Below are 13986 nucleotides of genomic sequence, written 5' to 3'. Positions count from 1 at the left end.
GTAGAGGTTGCGGAAAATGAACTGATCTATGAAGTAGAGGATTTTATTACTTATGTGAAAAATCGAGAGAATCCTTTGAAGTTGCAAGGAGATCAGAAGGAGAAAAAGTCTGATACAGAAGCAGCACATGAGGAAGAATTGGTGGATGAAGATTCTCTGCAAGTTTATGAGAAGATTTCTAAAGATGTCATGGATGTGATGGATCAGGTGCGAAAGGAAAACGGAATCATTTTCCCGGCAGATAAAGATCCGGACGTATTGAAAGAAAGGCTGGAACAGCAGCTTGATTTCATCCGGGAAGTGGACAAAGTGAAGCTGATTACCAGACAGACACCGCTTGCGAATGGCAGCCGGAAAGAAAATGATGCGGAACATTCCTGGCATCTGGCATTGATGGCAGGGCTTCTGGAAGAACATGCAGATGCGTCTGTCAATGTGCCGAGGGTGATGAAAATGGTATTGGCACATGATCTGGTAGAGATTGATGCAGGAGATACCTATGCCTATGATACAGAGGGAGCAAAAACGCAACACCAGAGAGAACTGAAAGCGGCAGAGCGGATTTTTGGATTATTGCCAAAAGATCAGGGGGAAGAACTTCGTGCGCTCTGGGATGAGTTTGAAACATACGAGACGGCAGATGCAAAATACGCACATTTGCTGGACAATTTCCAACCATTGTTGTTAAATGATGCCAGCGGCGGAATCAGTTGGATCGAGCATACGGTGCACAAATCCCAGATTTACAAGAGAAATGCAAAGATTGACCAGAGTTCCAAAGAAATCTGGGACTATATGAAAGGTATCATTCAGAAACATATAGATATGGGACATGTGAAGGACGACTGAGAGTGCATCTGGCAGGATTCATAAATGTCGATGTGTAAAAGAGCGAATACATGGTGACAGGGAATGTGATGTGCAGAAAGAAGGAGGAGATCGCGATGTATGAAGCAGAGGTTGCAAAATTACAGAAAATCATAGATGAAAGCCAGAATATTGTATTTTTTGGTGGAGCCGGAGTATCGACGGAAAGTAAGATTCCGGATTTTCGAAGTGCGGATGGTCTGTATCATCAGAGTTATAAATATTCTCCGGAGCAGGTGGTCAGCCACAGCTTCTTTATGAAATATCCGGACGTGTTTTATGACTTCTATAAGAATAAAATGATGTTTCTGGATGCAAAGCCGAATCCGGCACATCTGAAACTGGCGGAACTGGAAAAAGCAGGAAAATTACGTGCGATCGTGACACAGAATATCGACGGACTGCATCAGGCAGCGGGAAGCAAAGTGGTCTATGAACTGCACGGAAGCATTCATCGAAATTACTGCATGAGATGCCATCAGTTCTATGATGCGGCCTATGTAAAACAATCTGCGGGAGTTCCGAGATGCAGTTGTGGTGGCATGATTAAGCCGGATGTTGTGTTATACGAAGAGGGGCTGGATTCCGAGGTGATCCGGGGTGCAGTCAGTGCCATCAGTCAGGCAGATACACTGATCATCGGAGGAACCTCGCTGGTTGTTTATCCGGCAGCTGGATTTATTGATTATTTCAGGGGAAAACATCTGGTTGTGATCAATAAGTCGGAGACGGCAAAACAGGTGGGAGCGGAACTGACGATTTCGGCTCCGATCGGAGAAATTATGGGAAGGATTCGCGTATAATTTTAGAATGCAACCGTAAGCAATTCACATTGCAACCTTTTGCGTGAGGATAATGGCTTTTATCAACACGTTTTGTCCTATAACTCCGGTTTTTTGGAAAGAATTTAAAAATGAATGGAAAGAAACAGGTCGGAACCCTACGTTTTAAGTAAGATTCCGACCTGTTTTGAAATACGATAAATTTCAATCTATTGTTTGTTTATCACCGATCGAAGAGGAATTTTCTTACGAACGATTTGATTCCCATCTTCCGGAGGCTCCGCAGGGAAGTACCAGACCGGAGTTGGTGACCGGAAGTCCGATTTCCTGAGAGTCCACATGTCCGTCATATTGCTTTAATTCGGTTCCGAGCATGTAGGTCAGAACGGCCGGTGCAAGCCCGGTGGTGTAGGAGTTGACCAGGAAAAACAGCGGATCATCACTTAAAATTTTGGTACAAAGCTTGATCAGCGGATGAATGGCATCCTCAATCTTCCAGATCTCACCTTTTGGGCCTCTTCCGTAAGACGGTGGATCCATGATGATGGCATCGTAAGTGTTGCCGCGGCGGATTTCCCGTTCTACAAATTTGACACAGTCATCTACCAGCCAGCGGATTGGCGCATCTTTCAGACCGGAAGAGACTGCATTTTCCTTGGCCCAGGTAACCATGCCCTTGGAAGCGTCTACGTGGGTAACGTTGGCACCTGCTGCAGCGGCGGCGATCGTAGCTCCGCCTGTATAGGCAAATAGGTTCAATACCTTGATGGGGCGACCGGCGTGGCGGATTTTCTCAGAAAACCAGTCCCAGTTGACTGCCTGCTCCGGGAAAAGTCCGGTATGTTTAAAGTTAAATGGTTTCAAATGGAAGGTCAGGTCTTTATAGTGAATCTTCCATTGTTCCGGGAGATCGAAAAATTCCCATTCACCGCCGCCTTTTTTGCTGCGGTGATAATGTCCGTTCCTATGTTTCCAGCGACCGTCCGTTTTGGGAGTATCCCAGATGACCTGCGGATCCGGACGAACCAGAATGTAAGAGCCCCAACGCTCCAGTTTCTCTCCTTTTGAACAGTCAATGACTTCGTAATCTTTCCATTGATCGGCAATCCACATAATTTCTTTTCATATCCTTTCTGATGTTCTTTTTCTATATTTTCTGAAGTGATTTCAAAAAAATTTATTGAGATTCGAGGCAGTTTATTATCCAAACATTTTCATCATCTCATAAACAGAACGCAAATGCAAGTGCGCCGCAGATAGAACTTGCAGAAAAACAGTGGAATGGTATACTTAAAATAGAAGGTCAAAGTGACGAAAAGTAAGAAAAAAGAACGGGAAAAGAAAGGGGATTACTTATGATTACAGTAGATGCAAGGGGCGTTGCCTGCCCACTTCCGGTAGTGAAAACAAAAAAAGCCATTGAAGCTCTGGAAAAACCGGAGATGGTAGAAGTTTTGGTGGATAATGAGATTGCAGTGCAGAACGTGACAAAGCTGGCCAAAAGTATGCAGTGTGGCGTGAAAAGTGAGAAGCTTGGAGAAAAGGAATTCCGTCTGGAGATTCAGGTGGGAGATGCGGCATTGAAACAGCCAGAAGTGAAGGAAGCAGCTGTTTGTCAGCCGGATCAGATCGGAAATACAGTCGTTGTGGTTTCTTCAGATAAAATGGGTGAGGGAAATGAAGAACTGGGACATGTCCTGATTAAAGGATTTCTGTTTGCAGTGACACAGTTGGACGAGTTGCCAAAGACGATGCTGTTTTACAATGGCGGCGCAAAACTGACCACAGAGGGCTCTGAATCTCTGGAAGATCTGAAGAGTCTGGAAGCGCAGGGCGTGGAGATTATGACCTGTGGAACCTGCCTGGACTATTATGGCCTGAAAGAGAAGTTGAAAGTCGGTACCGTAACCAATATGTACAGTATTGTGGAGACTATGAATCAGGCAGGAAGAATCATTCGTCCGTAAAATCTGTGAAGCTGTGTTGGGAATATCGTTTTCACGCAGGGAAAGCAAGTAAGATGAGAAGCTGGAGCAGCACAGCAACAGAAAGCATGTCGGAAATTTGCAAAGCCAAGATGGGAAGCCGGAAATGTTATTGGGAGAGCAGATTTCAGGGCGCAGAGAGTGACGCTGACATAGAGAGCGGATTGCCACATTGCCGGATTGCAGAAAAGGCGAGAGAGTCGCAATATATCGCGAGAAAAGAGAGGAAAAGAGAAAATGTCTCAGGAAACAAAGAAAATACGGTTAACTAAAATGACCAAAACTGCCGGTTGTGCGGCGAAAATCGGGCCCGGCGTACTGGCGCAGGTGCTGGGAACTCTGCCAAAATTTGAGGATGAGAATCTTCTGGTGGGGATCGAGACATCGGATGATGCGGCCATTTATAAATTAAATGAAGAGCAGGCAATGATCCAGACGGTCGATTTCTTTACCCCTATGGTGGATGATCCCTATCTTTTCGGACAGGTTGCGGCTACCAATGCGCTGAGTGATGTTTATGCCATGGGTGGAGATCCAAAAGTGGCATTAAATATTGTAGCATTTCCAAATGATCTGGATCCGGAAATTCTGGGAGAAATCTTACGTGGTGGAGCGGATAAGGTGAAAGAGGCCGGTGCTGTGCTGGTGGGCGGCCATTCCATCCAGGATGATGAGCCAAAATACGGTATGTGTGTGTCAGGACTGGTTCATCCGGATCATATTTTGAAAAATTACGGTTGTCACCCGGGAGATGTGCTGATTCTGACGAAACAGTTAGGAGCAGGAATCCTGAATACGGCGGTAAAGGCGGAACTGGCAAGTGAACAGGCACAGCGAGAAGTGTTGCAGGTGATGACTTCCTTAAATAAAACGGCAGCTCATGTGATCCGGAATTATCCGGTGACGGCCTGTACCGATGTGACAGGATTTGGCCTGATGGGGCACTGCTCGGAAATGGCAGTCGGAAGTGATGTGACGCTTGAACTTTATAAAGACTGGATCCCGTTGATGGGAGAGGTTCGTGAGTATGCAAAGATCGGTCTGGTGCCGGGAGGAGCCTACCGCAATCGGGAATATGTAGGGGCAGCGGTGGATCTGGGAGACACACCGGAAGACCTTGCAGACGTATTCTTTGATCCGCAGACTTCGGGCGGACTGCTTTTTGCGGTGTCACCGGAATATGCAGAAAAGATTTTGAAAGAATTAGAAGAGGATGGATTGAATACGAAGGCAGCGGTGATTGGAAAGGTTCTGGAAAAGGGAGCATACAGAATTCAGATTCTATAATATAAGGAAGTAACACGGTATGAAGCAACGAATGATATATATGGACAATGCAGCGACAACGCTTCAGAAACCGCCGGAAGTGATTCAGGCGGTTGTCTGGGCAATGGAATCTATGGGGAATGCAGGACGGGGGCTTGGAGAAGCGGCGTTGGATGCGGCGCGGATGATTTATGATACCAGAGAAAGACTCTGTAGATTATTTGGAGGAGAAAATGCCCGCCAGATTGCATTTACCAAGAATTCCACAGAGAGTCTGAACCTGGCAATCCGCGGGCTGATCCGTCCGGGAGATCATGTGGTGACTACGGTGTTGGAACATAATTCGGTGCTTCGGCCGCTTTATGAACGACAGGAAAACGGAACAGAATTAACGATAGTTGGTTGTGATGAAAATGGGGTTCTGGATTATGAAGAACTGGAACGCTCCATCCGTCCGGACACCAGAGCAGTGATCTGTACCCACGGCTCCAATCTGACGGGAAATCTGGTAGATCTTCAGAAGGTGAGCGCGGCGGCGAAACGAAAAAATGCCTTGCTGATTGTGGATGCATCTCAGACGGCAGGTGTTTTCCCGATCGATGTACAACAGTTGCAGATTGATGTATTATGTTTTACAGGACATAAGTCTTTGCTAGGCCCGCAGGGAACCGGAGGACTTTATGTGAAACCGGGCCTGGAAATCGAACCATTGACGCGAGGCGGAAGTGGAATTGAAACCTATAATCCGCATCACCCGAAAGAAATGCCCACGGCACTGGAAGCCGGAACGATAAACGGGCATGGAATTTCGGGCTTAAATGCGGCTTTGAAGTATCTGGAAGAAACTGGAATTGAGAATATTCGAAAAAAAGAACAGGATCTGATGTGGCAGTTCTATGAGGGCATCAGAGAGATTCCGGGAGTCCGGATTTACGGATATTTTTCTGATGCCAGGCATGCGACAGAAAGATCCGGTGGATCGTTTTCGGGAAAAGAACGATGCCCGATTGTTACATTTAATCTTGGCGAGTATGATTCCGGAGAAGTCAGCGATGCGCTGCTGACGGATTACGGAATTGCAACCCGTTCCGGCGGGCATTGTGCGCCATTGATGCATGAGGCGTTGGGAACGAGAGAGCAGGGATCTGTCCGGTTCAGTTTTTCGCATTATAATACGGAAGAGGAAGTGGCGTTTGCTGTAAATGCAATCCGGGAACTTGCCTGAGCGTAGGGAAAAGCAACAGTTTCAAAAGTTGCAGATGATAAGAAAAGGATAATACATGAGGGAAAAGACATTAAAACTGGTGATAACATTTCACACGACAACCGATGCAATGGCGATGGAGAAAGCATGCAAAAGTCAGGGAATTTCGGGAAGATTGATTCCGATTCCGCAGGAAATCTCTGCGGGCTGCGGACTTGCCTGGTGCGCTCAGTTAGATCAGAAGGAAGAACTGCTGGCATTTATGGGGAAGGAAGGCCTGGAAATGGAAGCGGTTGCGGAATGTATGCTTCGTTGACAGAATGGAAAATCTTCCATATAATTTAAAGAAGAAAGAAACATATACCTCTTATGGGATATGAGCGCGTTCATATTGGAAGCGGTAGAGCTGAGAAGGAGTTTCTTCCTATTATATAATGTACAGAAAAAGCACGGCCTGCACCGTGCTTTTTCTTTTGGTATGTCATTGAGAGGTTTTTCCTCGTTGCTATGCAGCCCATTACTGAATATACAAAATCTGGGGAATGTCCTGCAATGAGGGTGTATATAAAAATCAGTAATTCGAAGCAGGAATGTTTTTGGGGGAAACAATCGGCTTCAAATTCTGTCATAGCAACCAATGAAGGATGTACGGCATCTTTTACCAGAGATGCCTGGCTTAGAAAAAAGAAAGCGATCCCACATAAAGTGGAACCGCCCTTGGTTTCTCTAAGTTGTGAACAATATAGCATTTTTGGAAAAAGATGTCAAGAATTTCAAAAAAATTAGATTGTACGAAAAAAAGTACAATATTTCTGAAAAACTACTTGAAAACAGAAAGGATATCATATATACTAAAAAAGCTGTGACATGATAGCAATGAAGCGCGAGGTTGCTGCTGGATGTGAGAGTTGCACAAGAAGGCAGGTTTTCCGTGGAGCGAATGTCAAGTTAGGAAACTGGCGACAAGTCACTGTACGAATCACAACTGATTATCATCTGGAAATCCACCAGGGATATGAAACAACGTGTGAGTTTCTCACGACACACACGGGAGAGTGTACAGTCACCGCTTGTCGTACTGCAATGAATAGTACGAAAAGGAGGCGACTTTTTTTATGGCAAGTCAAGTAATGAGAATCACATTGAAGGCGTATGATCACCAGCTGGTAGATGCATCCGCAAAGAAAATCATCGAAACTGTAAAGAAGAACGGATCACAAGTGAGTGGACCGGTACCACTTCCGACTAAGAAGGAAGTAGTTACAATCCTGAGAGCTGTACACAAGTACAAAGACTCCAGAGAGCAGTTCGAGCAGAGAACTCATAAAAGACTGATCGATATCATCGCACCAACACAGAAGACTGTTGATGCACTGTCCAGACTGGAAATGCCGGCTGGTGTTTATATCGATATCAAAATGAAAAACAAATAAGAACAGTAATTCCTATAATTTAGGATGAACACTTCGGTGTTCCGCTGTAAATCACAGGAGGTAATGATATGAAAAAAGCTATTTTAGCTACAAAAGTCGGAATGACTCAGATTTTCGACGAAGACGGTTCTTTAATCCCTGTTACAGTACTTCAGGCAGGACCGTGTGTTGTAACACAGATCAAGACAGTTGAGAATGACGGCTATGAAGCAGTTCAGGTCGGATTTGTTGACAAGAAAGAAAAGATCGTTACAAAAGACAAGAGCGGCAAGAAAGAAATCGCTCACAGAAATGGTGTGACAAAGGCTGAGAAAGGACACTTCGACAAAGCAGGAGTTTCCGGAAAGAGATTTGTCAGAGAGTTCAGATTTGAAAATGCTGCAGAATATGCGCTTGCACAGGAAATCAAAGCGGATATTTTTGAGGCTGGCGATAAGGTAGATGCTACCGCAATTTCCAAAGGTAAAGGATTCCAGGGTGCGATCAAACGTCACAACCAGCACAGAGGACCTATGACTCATGGTTCCAAGTTCCATCGTCACGCAGGTTCCAATGGTTCTGCATCCGATCCGAGTAAGGTATTCAAAGGTAAGAAGATGCCTGGACAGATGGGTAACAAGAAGATTACAATTCAGAATCTTGAAGTAGTAAGAGTAGATGCTGAAAATAATCTGCTTCTGATCAAAGGCTCAGTTCCGGGACCGAAGAAATCCTTAGTAACTATCAAAGAAACTGTAAAGGCATAATCTTAGAGTCAGGAAAGGAGGAACACACAGATGGCAAACGTATCTGTTTATAATATCGAAGGTAAAGAAGTTGGAACAATCGATCTGAACGATGCTGTATTCGGTGTAGAGGTTAACGAACACCTTGTACACATGGCGGTTGTCAGCCAGCTTGCAAATAAGCGTCAGGGAACGCAGAAAGCAAAGACACGTTCTGAAGTATCCGGTGGTGGAAGAAAGCCATGGAGACAGAAAGGAACAGGTCATGCAAGACAGGGATCTACAAGAGCTCCACAGTGGACAGGCGGCGGCGTAGTATTCGCTCCGGTTCCGAGAGATTATTCTTTCAAGATGAACAAGAAAGAAAAGAGAGCTGCTCTGAAATCTGCACTGACAAGCAGAGTTGAAGAAAAGAAATTCATCGTTGTTGATGAACTGAACTTCGACGAGATCAAGACAAAGAAATTCCAGACAGTTCTGAACAACTTAAACGTTGAGAAGGCACTGGTTGTTCTGGAAGACGGTAACAAGAACGCTGAACTGTCTGCAAGAAACATCGCAGATGTGAAGACAGCACATACCAATACAATCAATGTGTATGACGTTCTGAAATACAACACAGTAATTGCTACAAAGGCAGCAGTTGCTAGCATCGAGGAGGTGTACGCATAATGGCAAACATTCAGTATTATGACGTAATTCTGAAACCGGTAGTTACAGAAAAGAGCATGGGCCTGATGGCTGATAAGAAGTATACATTTTACGTGCACACAGAGGCTACAAAGAGCCAGATCAAAGAGGCCGTAGAAAAAATGTTCCAGGGAACAAAGGTAAAGAGTGTAAACACCATGAACCTGGATGGAAAGAAAAAAAGAGCACGTGGAAGCTTCCAGTACGGAACAACTGCTAAACAGAAAAAAGCAATCGTACAGCTGACAGAAGATAGTGCTGATATCGAGATTTTTGAAGGTCTGTAAGCTTGGCGAAAGCGAGGCAAAGCCGAAGATTGAGGCTTAGCTGAGACCTGTTCCCAAGCGTTAGTGAGAACGAGACGAAGTCGAAGTTCGAACTTAGGCGCACGGAACGAGATTCAGTTCTTTCGAACTTAGCGAACTGAACATACCCGTTTCGAAGAATGTGGCACTTAGGCGCACGGAACGAGATTCAGTTCTTTCGAACTTAGCGAACTGAACATACCTTTATACGCATAGAAGCGTGAGAACAAATAATTTAGATGACACGAAAGGAGAGAACGTAATGGGAATCAAAACATATAACCCATATACACCTTCCAGAAGACAGATGACCGGATCTGATTTCTCAGAGATCACAAAGACAACACCTGAGAAGTCTCTGCTGGATTCCAAGAGCAGAAAAGCCGGACGTAATAATCAGGGTAAAATCACAGTAAGACACCGCGGAGGCGGAGCTAAAAAGAAATACAGAATCATTGATTTCAAGAGAAATAAAGAAGGAATTCCTGCAAAGGTAATCGGTATCGAGTATGATCCGAACAGAACAGCTAACATCGCACTGATCTGCTACGCAGACGGAGAGAAAGCTTACATCCTTGCACCGGAAGGACTGAAAGATGGAATGACCGTTATGAACGGTGCGGATGCAGAAATCAGAGTTGGAAACTGCCTGCCATTATCTGAGATTCCGGTAGGTACACAGATTCACAACATCGAGATGCATCCTGGAAAAGGTGGTCAGCTTGTAAGAAGTGCTGGTAACAGTGCACAGCTGATGGCTAAAGAAGGAAAGTATGCAACACTTCGTCTTCCTTCAGGAGAAATGAGACTGGTTCCGATCGTTTGCCGCGCTACAATCGGTGTAGTAGGTAACGGAGACCACAACCTGATCAACATTGGTAAAGCAGGACGTAAACGTCACATGGGTATCAGACCTACAGTTCGTGGTTCTGTTATGAACCCGAATGACCATCCGCATGGTGGTGGTGAAGGTAAGACCAGTATCGGTCGTCCAGGACCGTCAACTCCTTGGGGCAAACCGGCATTGGGACTTAAGACCCGCAAGAAGAATAAAGCTTCTAACAAGATGATTGTAAGAAGAAGAGACGGAAAAGCTATTAAATAAACGTTTACAAGGAGGTTAGAACTATGGCTCGTTCACTGAAAAAAGGACCATTTGCAGATGCAAGTCTGTTGAAAAAAGTAGATGCGATGAACGCATCTGGCGATAAATCCGTAATCAAGACATGGTCTCGTCGTTCTACAATCTTCCCGAGCTTTGTTGGACATACATTCGCTGTACATGACGGAAGAAGACATGTTCCGGTATATGTAACAGAAGATATGGTTGGACATAAACTTGGAGAGTTTGTTGCAACAAGAACTTACAGAGGTCACGGAAAAGACGAAAAGAAATCTAAGGTTAGATAATTGTTAACAGATTGAAAGGAGGGTTCATCCATGGCAAAAGGACATAGATCCCAAATCAAGAGAGAAAGAAATGCTCAGAAGGATACAAGACCATCAGCTAAGATCTCTTACGCTCGCGTATCTGTTCAGAAAGCATGCTTCGTATTAGATGCCATCAGAGGTAAGGATGTACAGACAGCACTCGGTATTTTGGCTTACAATCCGAGATATGCTTCAAGTGTAATAGAGAAATTATTGAAATCAGCAATCGCAAACGCTGAGAACAACAACGGAATGAATGTTGAGAACCTTTATATTGAAGAGTGTTATGCAAATAAAGGACCTACAATGAAGAGAATCAAACCGAGAGCACAGGGTAGAGCTTACAGAATCGAGAAGCGTATGAGCCACATCACAATCGTGCTCAATGAAAGATAATAAGGAGGTCAATAATGGGACAGAAAGTTAATCCGCATGGTTTAAGAGTCGGTATTATTAAAGACTGGGATTCCAAGTGGTATGCAGACAAAGAGTTCGCAGACTATCTTGTAGAAGACCACAAGATCAGAACATTTCTGAAGAAGAGATTATACAGCGCAGGCATTTCCCGTATCGAGATCGAAAGAGCTTCCGAGCGTGTAAAGATCATCGTTTACACTGCTAGACCGGGTGTGGTAATCGGTAAAGGTGGTTCTGAGATCGAGAAAGTGAAGAAGGAACTGGAAGTCTTCACTGACAAGAAGCTGATCGTTGATATTAAGGAAGTAAAGAGACCGGACAGAGATGCACAGCTCGTTGCAGAAAACATTGCTCAGCAGCTGGAAAACCGTATTTCATTCAGACGTGCTATGAAGTCCTGCATGTCCAGAACAATGAAAGCCGGAGCACTCGGAGTTAAGACTTCTGTATCCGGACGTCTTGGTGGAGCTGATATGGCTCGTACAGAGTTCTACAGCGAGGGAACAATTCCGCTTCAGACACTGAGAGCAGACATTGACTATGGATTCGCAGAAGCTGACACAACATACGGAAAAGTCGGCGTAAAGGTTTGGATTTACAAAGGCGAAGTTCTTCCGACAAAGGCTGATAAGGAAGGGAGCGATAAATAATGTTAATGCCAAAAAGAGTAAAACATCGTAAACAGTTCCGTGGCACTATGAAGGGTAAAGCCCTCAGAGGAAATAAGATCTCTCACGGTGAATATGGTATTGTTGCATTGGAGCCATGCTGGATCCGTTCAAATCAGATCGAAGCAGCCCGTGTCGCTATGACCCGTTACATCAAACGTGGTGGTAAAGTTTGGATCAAAATTTTCCCGGATAAACCGGTAACAGCTACACCGGCTGAAACTCGAATGGGTAAAGGTAAAGGTGCGCTGGAGTACTGGGCAGCAGTAGTGAAACCAGGTCGTGTAATGTTCGAGATCGCAGGAGTACCGGAGGAAGTTGCAAGAGAAGCTCTTCGTCTTGCTATGCATAAGCTTCCATGCAAGTGTAAAATCGTTTCTCGTGCTGAATTAGAAGGCGGTGATAACAGTGAAGATTAATACATTTATTGAAGAATTAAGAGGAAAATCCGTAGAGGAATTAAATGAAGAATTAGTAGCTGCTAAAAAAGAGCTTTTCAATCTGAGATTCCAGAACGCAACAAACCAGCTGGACAACACAAGCAGAATCAAAGAAGTAAGAAAGAATATTGCTCGTATTCAGACTCTGATCACAGAAGCTGGAAGATAGTAGTTAGCGAGATTCTCGTCAGAATAGAGAGAACACAGAAAGGAGATTCACCGTGGAAGAAAGAAATCTTAGAAAAACCCGTACGGGTAGGGTCGTTAGCGACAAGATGGACAAGACAATCGTTGTTGCAGTAGAAGACCACGTAAAACATCCACTTTATAAGAAAATCGTAAAAAGAACTTATAAACTGAAAGCTCACGATGAAAACAATGAGTGTAAAGTTGGCGATACAGTAAAAGTTATGGAGACAAGACCGCTGTCCAAGGACAAGAGATGGAGACTTGTCGAGATTATGGAAAGAGCGAAATAATTTCGCAAATATATGAAGGAGGTTTACCTGCATGATACAACAGGAAAGTAGACTTAAAGTAGCAGACAATACAGGTGCTAAAGAATTACTTTGTATCCGTGTCCTGGGTGGCTCTACAAGAAGATATGCCAGCATCGGAGACGTGATCGTTGCGACTGTTAAAGATGCAACACCAGGCGGCGTTGTAAAAAAAGGTGATGTAGTAAAGGCTGTAGTTGTCCGTACTGTAAAAGGCACACGTCGTAAAGACGGTTCCTATATCAGATTCGATGAAAATGCTGCTGTTATTATAAAAGATGATATGAACCCACGTGGAACACGTATTTTTGGACCAGTAGCAAGAGAGCTGAGAGACAAGAAATTCATGAAGATTGTTTCCCTGGCTCCGGAAGTACTCTAGGGAGGTGCCGCACATGTCAACTATGAAGATCAAAAAGGGCGATATGGTTAAAGTAATCGCTGGTAAAGATAAAGACAAAGAAGGCAAGGTTATCGCTGTTGACCAGAAAGCTGGAAAAGTTCTTGTTGAAGGCGTAAACATGGTTACCAAGCACACAAAACCGAGCATGACAAACCAGAATGGTGGAATCGTTCACCAGGAAGCATACATCGATGCATCTAACGTTATGTACCTTCACAAAGGTGCAGCTACAAGAGTTGGATTCAAGATGGATGGAGACAAAAAAGTCCGTGTTGCTAAGTCAACAGGTGAAGTGATCGATTAATTTGGGAAAGGAGGAAGTTGAACTTTGAGTAGACTGAAAGAACAGTATCAGAATGAGATCATTGATGCAATGATCAAAAAGTTTGGATATAAAAATATTATGGAAGTTCCGAAGCTTGATAAAGTCGTAATCAATATGGGTGTCGGCGAAGCTAAGGAAAACGCAAAGGTTTTGGAATCAGCAATCGCTGATATGGAGAAGATCTCCGGACAGAAAGCTGTTGTAACAAGAGCTAAGAATTCTGTCGCAAACTTCAAAATCAGAGAAGGTATGCCGATCGGATGTAAGGTAACACTGAGAGGCGAGAGAATGTACGAATTCGTTGATCGTCTGATCAACCTTGCACTTCCACGTGTACGTGACTTCCGTGGAGTTAATCCTAACGCATTTGACGGAAGAGGAAACTATGCACTTGGAATTAAAGAGCAGCTGATTTTCCCGGAAATCGAGTATGATAAGATTGATAAAGTAAGAGGTATGGATGTAATCTTTGTTACAACTGCCAAAACTGATGAAGAAGCACGTGAATTATTGACTCAGTTCAATATGCCATTCACCAAGTAAAGGAG

General features: G+C 44.3%; 21 protein-coding genes. 20 read left to right on the top strand and 1 reads right to left on the bottom strand.

Annotation, left to right across the window (positions count from 1 at the left end):
* The first annotated feature begins 198 nt into the window (after nucleotides 1-198).
* Both KGMB01110_RS15805 and KGMB01110_RS05955 read left to right on the top strand, forming a co-directional pair.
* Nucleotides 199-849 carry an HD domain-containing protein gene (locus tag KGMB01110_RS15805; protein WP_408631091.1) on the top strand — a complete coding sequence of 217 codons (651 nt, stop codon included), beginning with the start codon at nucleotides 199-201 and terminating at the stop codon, nucleotides 847-849.
* 95 nt (nucleotides 850-944) lie between these two features.
* On the top strand, nucleotides 945-1670 hold the full coding sequence (locus KGMB01110_RS05955; RefSeq protein WP_117603136.1) for an NAD-dependent protein deacylase: 726 nt from the start codon (nucleotides 945-947) through the stop codon (nucleotides 1668-1670).
* A gap of 225 nt (nucleotides 1671-1895) precedes the next feature.
* On the opposite strand, the gene KGMB01110_RS05950 is transcribed toward KGMB01110_RS05955, so the two are convergent.
* On the bottom strand, nucleotides 1896-2762 hold the full coding sequence (locus tag KGMB01110_RS05950) for a class I SAM-dependent methyltransferase (protein ID WP_117603135.1): 867 nt from the start codon (nucleotides 2760-2762) through the stop codon (nucleotides 1896-1898).
* 242 nt (nucleotides 2763-3004) lie between these two features.
* Here KGMB01110_RS05950 and yedF point away from each other — a divergent pair, with 242 nt between their 5' ends.
* From yedF to rplE, 18 genes are all read left to right on the top strand, one after another.
* Complete coding sequence (gene yedF / locus KGMB01110_RS05945; RefSeq protein ID WP_119297805.1) at nucleotides 3005-3616, top strand: sulfurtransferase-like selenium metabolism protein YedF; 612 nt, start codon at nucleotides 3005-3007, stop codon at nucleotides 3614-3616.
* Between the two features lie 255 nt (nucleotides 3617-3871).
* Nucleotides 3872-4921, top strand: a complete 1050-nt coding sequence (gene selD / locus KGMB01110_RS05935) for a selenide, water dikinase SelD (protein ID WP_117603132.1) — start codon at nucleotides 3872-3874, stop codon at nucleotides 4919-4921.
* Nucleotides 4922-4952: 31 nt separating this feature from the next.
* The gene (locus KGMB01110_RS05930; protein ID WP_119299102.1) at nucleotides 4953-6125 is read left to right on the top strand and encodes an aminotransferase class V-fold PLP-dependent enzyme; all 1173 of its coding nucleotides are present in this window, start codon (nucleotides 4953-4955) and stop codon (nucleotides 6123-6125) included.
* A gap of 55 nt (nucleotides 6126-6180) precedes the next feature.
* The gene (locus KGMB01110_RS05925) at nucleotides 6181-6420 is read left to right on the top strand and encodes a DUF3343 domain-containing protein (RefSeq protein ID WP_117603131.1); all 240 of its coding nucleotides are present in this window, start codon (nucleotides 6181-6183) and stop codon (nucleotides 6418-6420) included.
* 799 nt (nucleotides 6421-7219) lie between these two features.
* The gene (rpsJ, locus tag KGMB01110_RS05915) at nucleotides 7220-7537 is read left to right on the top strand and encodes a 30S ribosomal protein S10 (protein ID WP_117603130.1); all 318 of its coding nucleotides are present in this window, start codon (nucleotides 7220-7222) and stop codon (nucleotides 7535-7537) included.
* Nucleotides 7538-7605: 68 nt separating this feature from the next.
* Nucleotides 7606-8283, top strand: a complete 678-nt coding sequence (rplC, locus tag KGMB01110_RS05910) for a 50S ribosomal protein L3 (RefSeq protein WP_117603129.1) — start codon at nucleotides 7606-7608, stop codon at nucleotides 8281-8283.
* 30 nt (nucleotides 8284-8313) lie between these two features.
* Nucleotides 8314-8934, top strand: coding sequence for a 50S ribosomal protein L4 (gene rplD, locus KGMB01110_RS05905; protein ID WP_117603128.1), 621 nt, complete (start codon nucleotides 8314-8316; stop codon nucleotides 8932-8934).
* Nucleotides 8934-9239 (top strand): 50S ribosomal protein L23, encoded by a 306-nt coding sequence (rplW, locus tag KGMB01110_RS05900; protein ID WP_117603127.1) that lies wholly within the window; start codon nucleotides 8934-8936, stop codon nucleotides 9237-9239. Before rplD ends, rplW begins: the two co-directional genes overlap by 1 nt.
* A gap of 280 nt (nucleotides 9240-9519) precedes the next feature.
* Complete coding sequence (rplB, locus tag KGMB01110_RS05895) at nucleotides 9520-10362, top strand: 50S ribosomal protein L2 (protein WP_117603126.1); 843 nt, start codon at nucleotides 9520-9522, stop codon at nucleotides 10360-10362.
* Nucleotides 10363-10385: 23 nt separating this feature from the next.
* A complete protein-coding gene (gene rpsS / locus KGMB01110_RS05890; protein ID WP_117603125.1) occupies nucleotides 10386-10667 on the top strand; it encodes a 30S ribosomal protein S19 in 282 nt (93 codons plus the stop codon).
* 30 nt (nucleotides 10668-10697) lie between these two features.
* Nucleotides 10698-11084, top strand: coding sequence for a 50S ribosomal protein L22 (rplV, locus tag KGMB01110_RS05885; RefSeq protein ID WP_117603124.1), 387 nt, complete (start codon nucleotides 10698-10700; stop codon nucleotides 11082-11084).
* A 14-nt stretch (nucleotides 11085-11098) separates the two neighbouring features.
* The gene (rpsC, locus tag KGMB01110_RS05880) at nucleotides 11099-11755 is read left to right on the top strand and encodes a 30S ribosomal protein S3 (RefSeq protein WP_117603123.1); all 657 of its coding nucleotides are present in this window, start codon (nucleotides 11099-11101) and stop codon (nucleotides 11753-11755) included.
* Nucleotides 11755-12192, top strand: a complete 438-nt coding sequence (gene rplP, locus KGMB01110_RS05875) for a 50S ribosomal protein L16 (protein ID WP_117603122.1) — start codon at nucleotides 11755-11757, stop codon at nucleotides 12190-12192. Before rpsC ends, rplP begins: the two co-directional genes overlap by 1 nt.
* A complete protein-coding gene (rpmC, locus tag KGMB01110_RS05870) occupies nucleotides 12182-12382 on the top strand; it encodes a 50S ribosomal protein L29 (RefSeq protein ID WP_117603121.1) in 201 nt (66 codons plus the stop codon). Before rplP ends, rpmC begins: the two co-directional genes overlap by 11 nt.
* A 52-nt stretch (nucleotides 12383-12434) precedes the next feature.
* Nucleotides 12435-12692, top strand: a complete 258-nt coding sequence (rpsQ, locus tag KGMB01110_RS05865) for a 30S ribosomal protein S17 (RefSeq protein ID WP_117603120.1) — start codon at nucleotides 12435-12437, stop codon at nucleotides 12690-12692.
* A 31-nt stretch (nucleotides 12693-12723) separates the two neighbouring features.
* The gene (gene rplN / locus KGMB01110_RS05860; protein WP_117603119.1) at nucleotides 12724-13092 is read left to right on the top strand and encodes a 50S ribosomal protein L14; all 369 of its coding nucleotides are present in this window, start codon (nucleotides 12724-12726) and stop codon (nucleotides 13090-13092) included.
* A gap of 13 nt (nucleotides 13093-13105) precedes the next feature.
* A complete protein-coding gene (gene rplX / locus KGMB01110_RS05855) occupies nucleotides 13106-13417 on the top strand; it encodes a 50S ribosomal protein L24 (protein ID WP_117603118.1) in 312 nt (103 codons plus the stop codon).
* Nucleotides 13418-13441: 24 nt separating this feature from the next.
* Nucleotides 13442-13981, top strand: a complete 540-nt coding sequence (gene rplE / locus KGMB01110_RS05850; RefSeq protein WP_117603117.1) for a 50S ribosomal protein L5 — start codon at nucleotides 13442-13444, stop codon at nucleotides 13979-13981.
* Nucleotides 13982-13986: the final 5 nt, after the last annotated feature.

This window comes from Mediterraneibacter butyricigenes, from assembly GCF_003574295.1.
In the GTDB taxonomy this organism is placed as follows: domain Bacteria; phylum Bacillota; class Clostridia; order Lachnospirales; family Lachnospiraceae; genus Mediterraneibacter_A; species Mediterraneibacter_A butyricigenes.
Note: the sequence above shows the minus strand (reverse complement) of the source record. Positions and strands in the feature narration are given on the sequence as shown.

What these genes read in the sequence shown, in the direction of transcription:
- KGMB01110_RS15805 (WP_408631091.1), top strand. Translation starts at nt 199, where the DNA reads ATGGATCAGGTGCGAAAGGAAAACGGAATCATTTTCCCGGCAGATAAA.
- KGMB01110_RS05955 (WP_117603136.1), top strand. Translation starts at nt 945, where the DNA reads ATGTATGAAGCAGAGGTTGCAAAATTACAGAAAATCATAGATGAAAGC.
- KGMB01110_RS05950 (WP_117603135.1), bottom strand. Translation starts at nt 2,762, where the DNA reads ATGTGGATTGCCGATCAATGGAAAGATTACGAAGTCATTGACTGTTCA.
- yedF (WP_119297805.1), top strand. Translation starts at nt 3,005, where the DNA reads ATGATTACAGTAGATGCAAGGGGCGTTGCCTGCCCACTTCCGGTAGTG.
- selD (WP_117603132.1), top strand. Translation starts at nt 3,872, where the DNA reads ATGTCTCAGGAAACAAAGAAAATACGGTTAACTAAAATGACCAAAACT.
- KGMB01110_RS05930 (WP_119299102.1), top strand. Translation starts at nt 4,953, where the DNA reads ATGATATATATGGACAATGCAGCGACAACGCTTCAGAAACCGCCGGAA.
- KGMB01110_RS05925 (WP_117603131.1), top strand. Translation starts at nt 6,181, where the DNA reads ATGAGGGAAAAGACATTAAAACTGGTGATAACATTTCACACGACAACC.
- rpsJ (WP_117603130.1), top strand. Translation starts at nt 7,220, where the DNA reads ATGGCAAGTCAAGTAATGAGAATCACATTGAAGGCGTATGATCACCAG.
- rplC (WP_117603129.1), top strand. Translation starts at nt 7,606, where the DNA reads ATGAAAAAAGCTATTTTAGCTACAAAAGTCGGAATGACTCAGATTTTC.
- rplD (WP_117603128.1), top strand. Translation starts at nt 8,314, where the DNA reads ATGGCAAACGTATCTGTTTATAATATCGAAGGTAAAGAAGTTGGAACA.
- rplW (WP_117603127.1), top strand. Translation starts at nt 8,934, where the DNA reads ATGGCAAACATTCAGTATTATGACGTAATTCTGAAACCGGTAGTTACA.
- rplB (WP_117603126.1), top strand. Translation starts at nt 9,520, where the DNA reads ATGGGAATCAAAACATATAACCCATATACACCTTCCAGAAGACAGATG.
- rpsS (WP_117603125.1), top strand. Translation starts at nt 10,386, where the DNA reads ATGGCTCGTTCACTGAAAAAAGGACCATTTGCAGATGCAAGTCTGTTG.
- rplV (WP_117603124.1), top strand. Translation starts at nt 10,698, where the DNA reads ATGGCAAAAGGACATAGATCCCAAATCAAGAGAGAAAGAAATGCTCAG.
- rpsC (WP_117603123.1), top strand. Translation starts at nt 11,099, where the DNA reads ATGGGACAGAAAGTTAATCCGCATGGTTTAAGAGTCGGTATTATTAAA.
- rplP (WP_117603122.1), top strand. Translation starts at nt 11,755, where the DNA reads ATGTTAATGCCAAAAAGAGTAAAACATCGTAAACAGTTCCGTGGCACT.
- rplN (WP_117603119.1), top strand. Translation starts at nt 12,724, where the DNA reads ATGATACAACAGGAAAGTAGACTTAAAGTAGCAGACAATACAGGTGCT.
- rplX (WP_117603118.1), top strand. Translation starts at nt 13,106, where the DNA reads ATGTCAACTATGAAGATCAAAAAGGGCGATATGGTTAAAGTAATCGCT.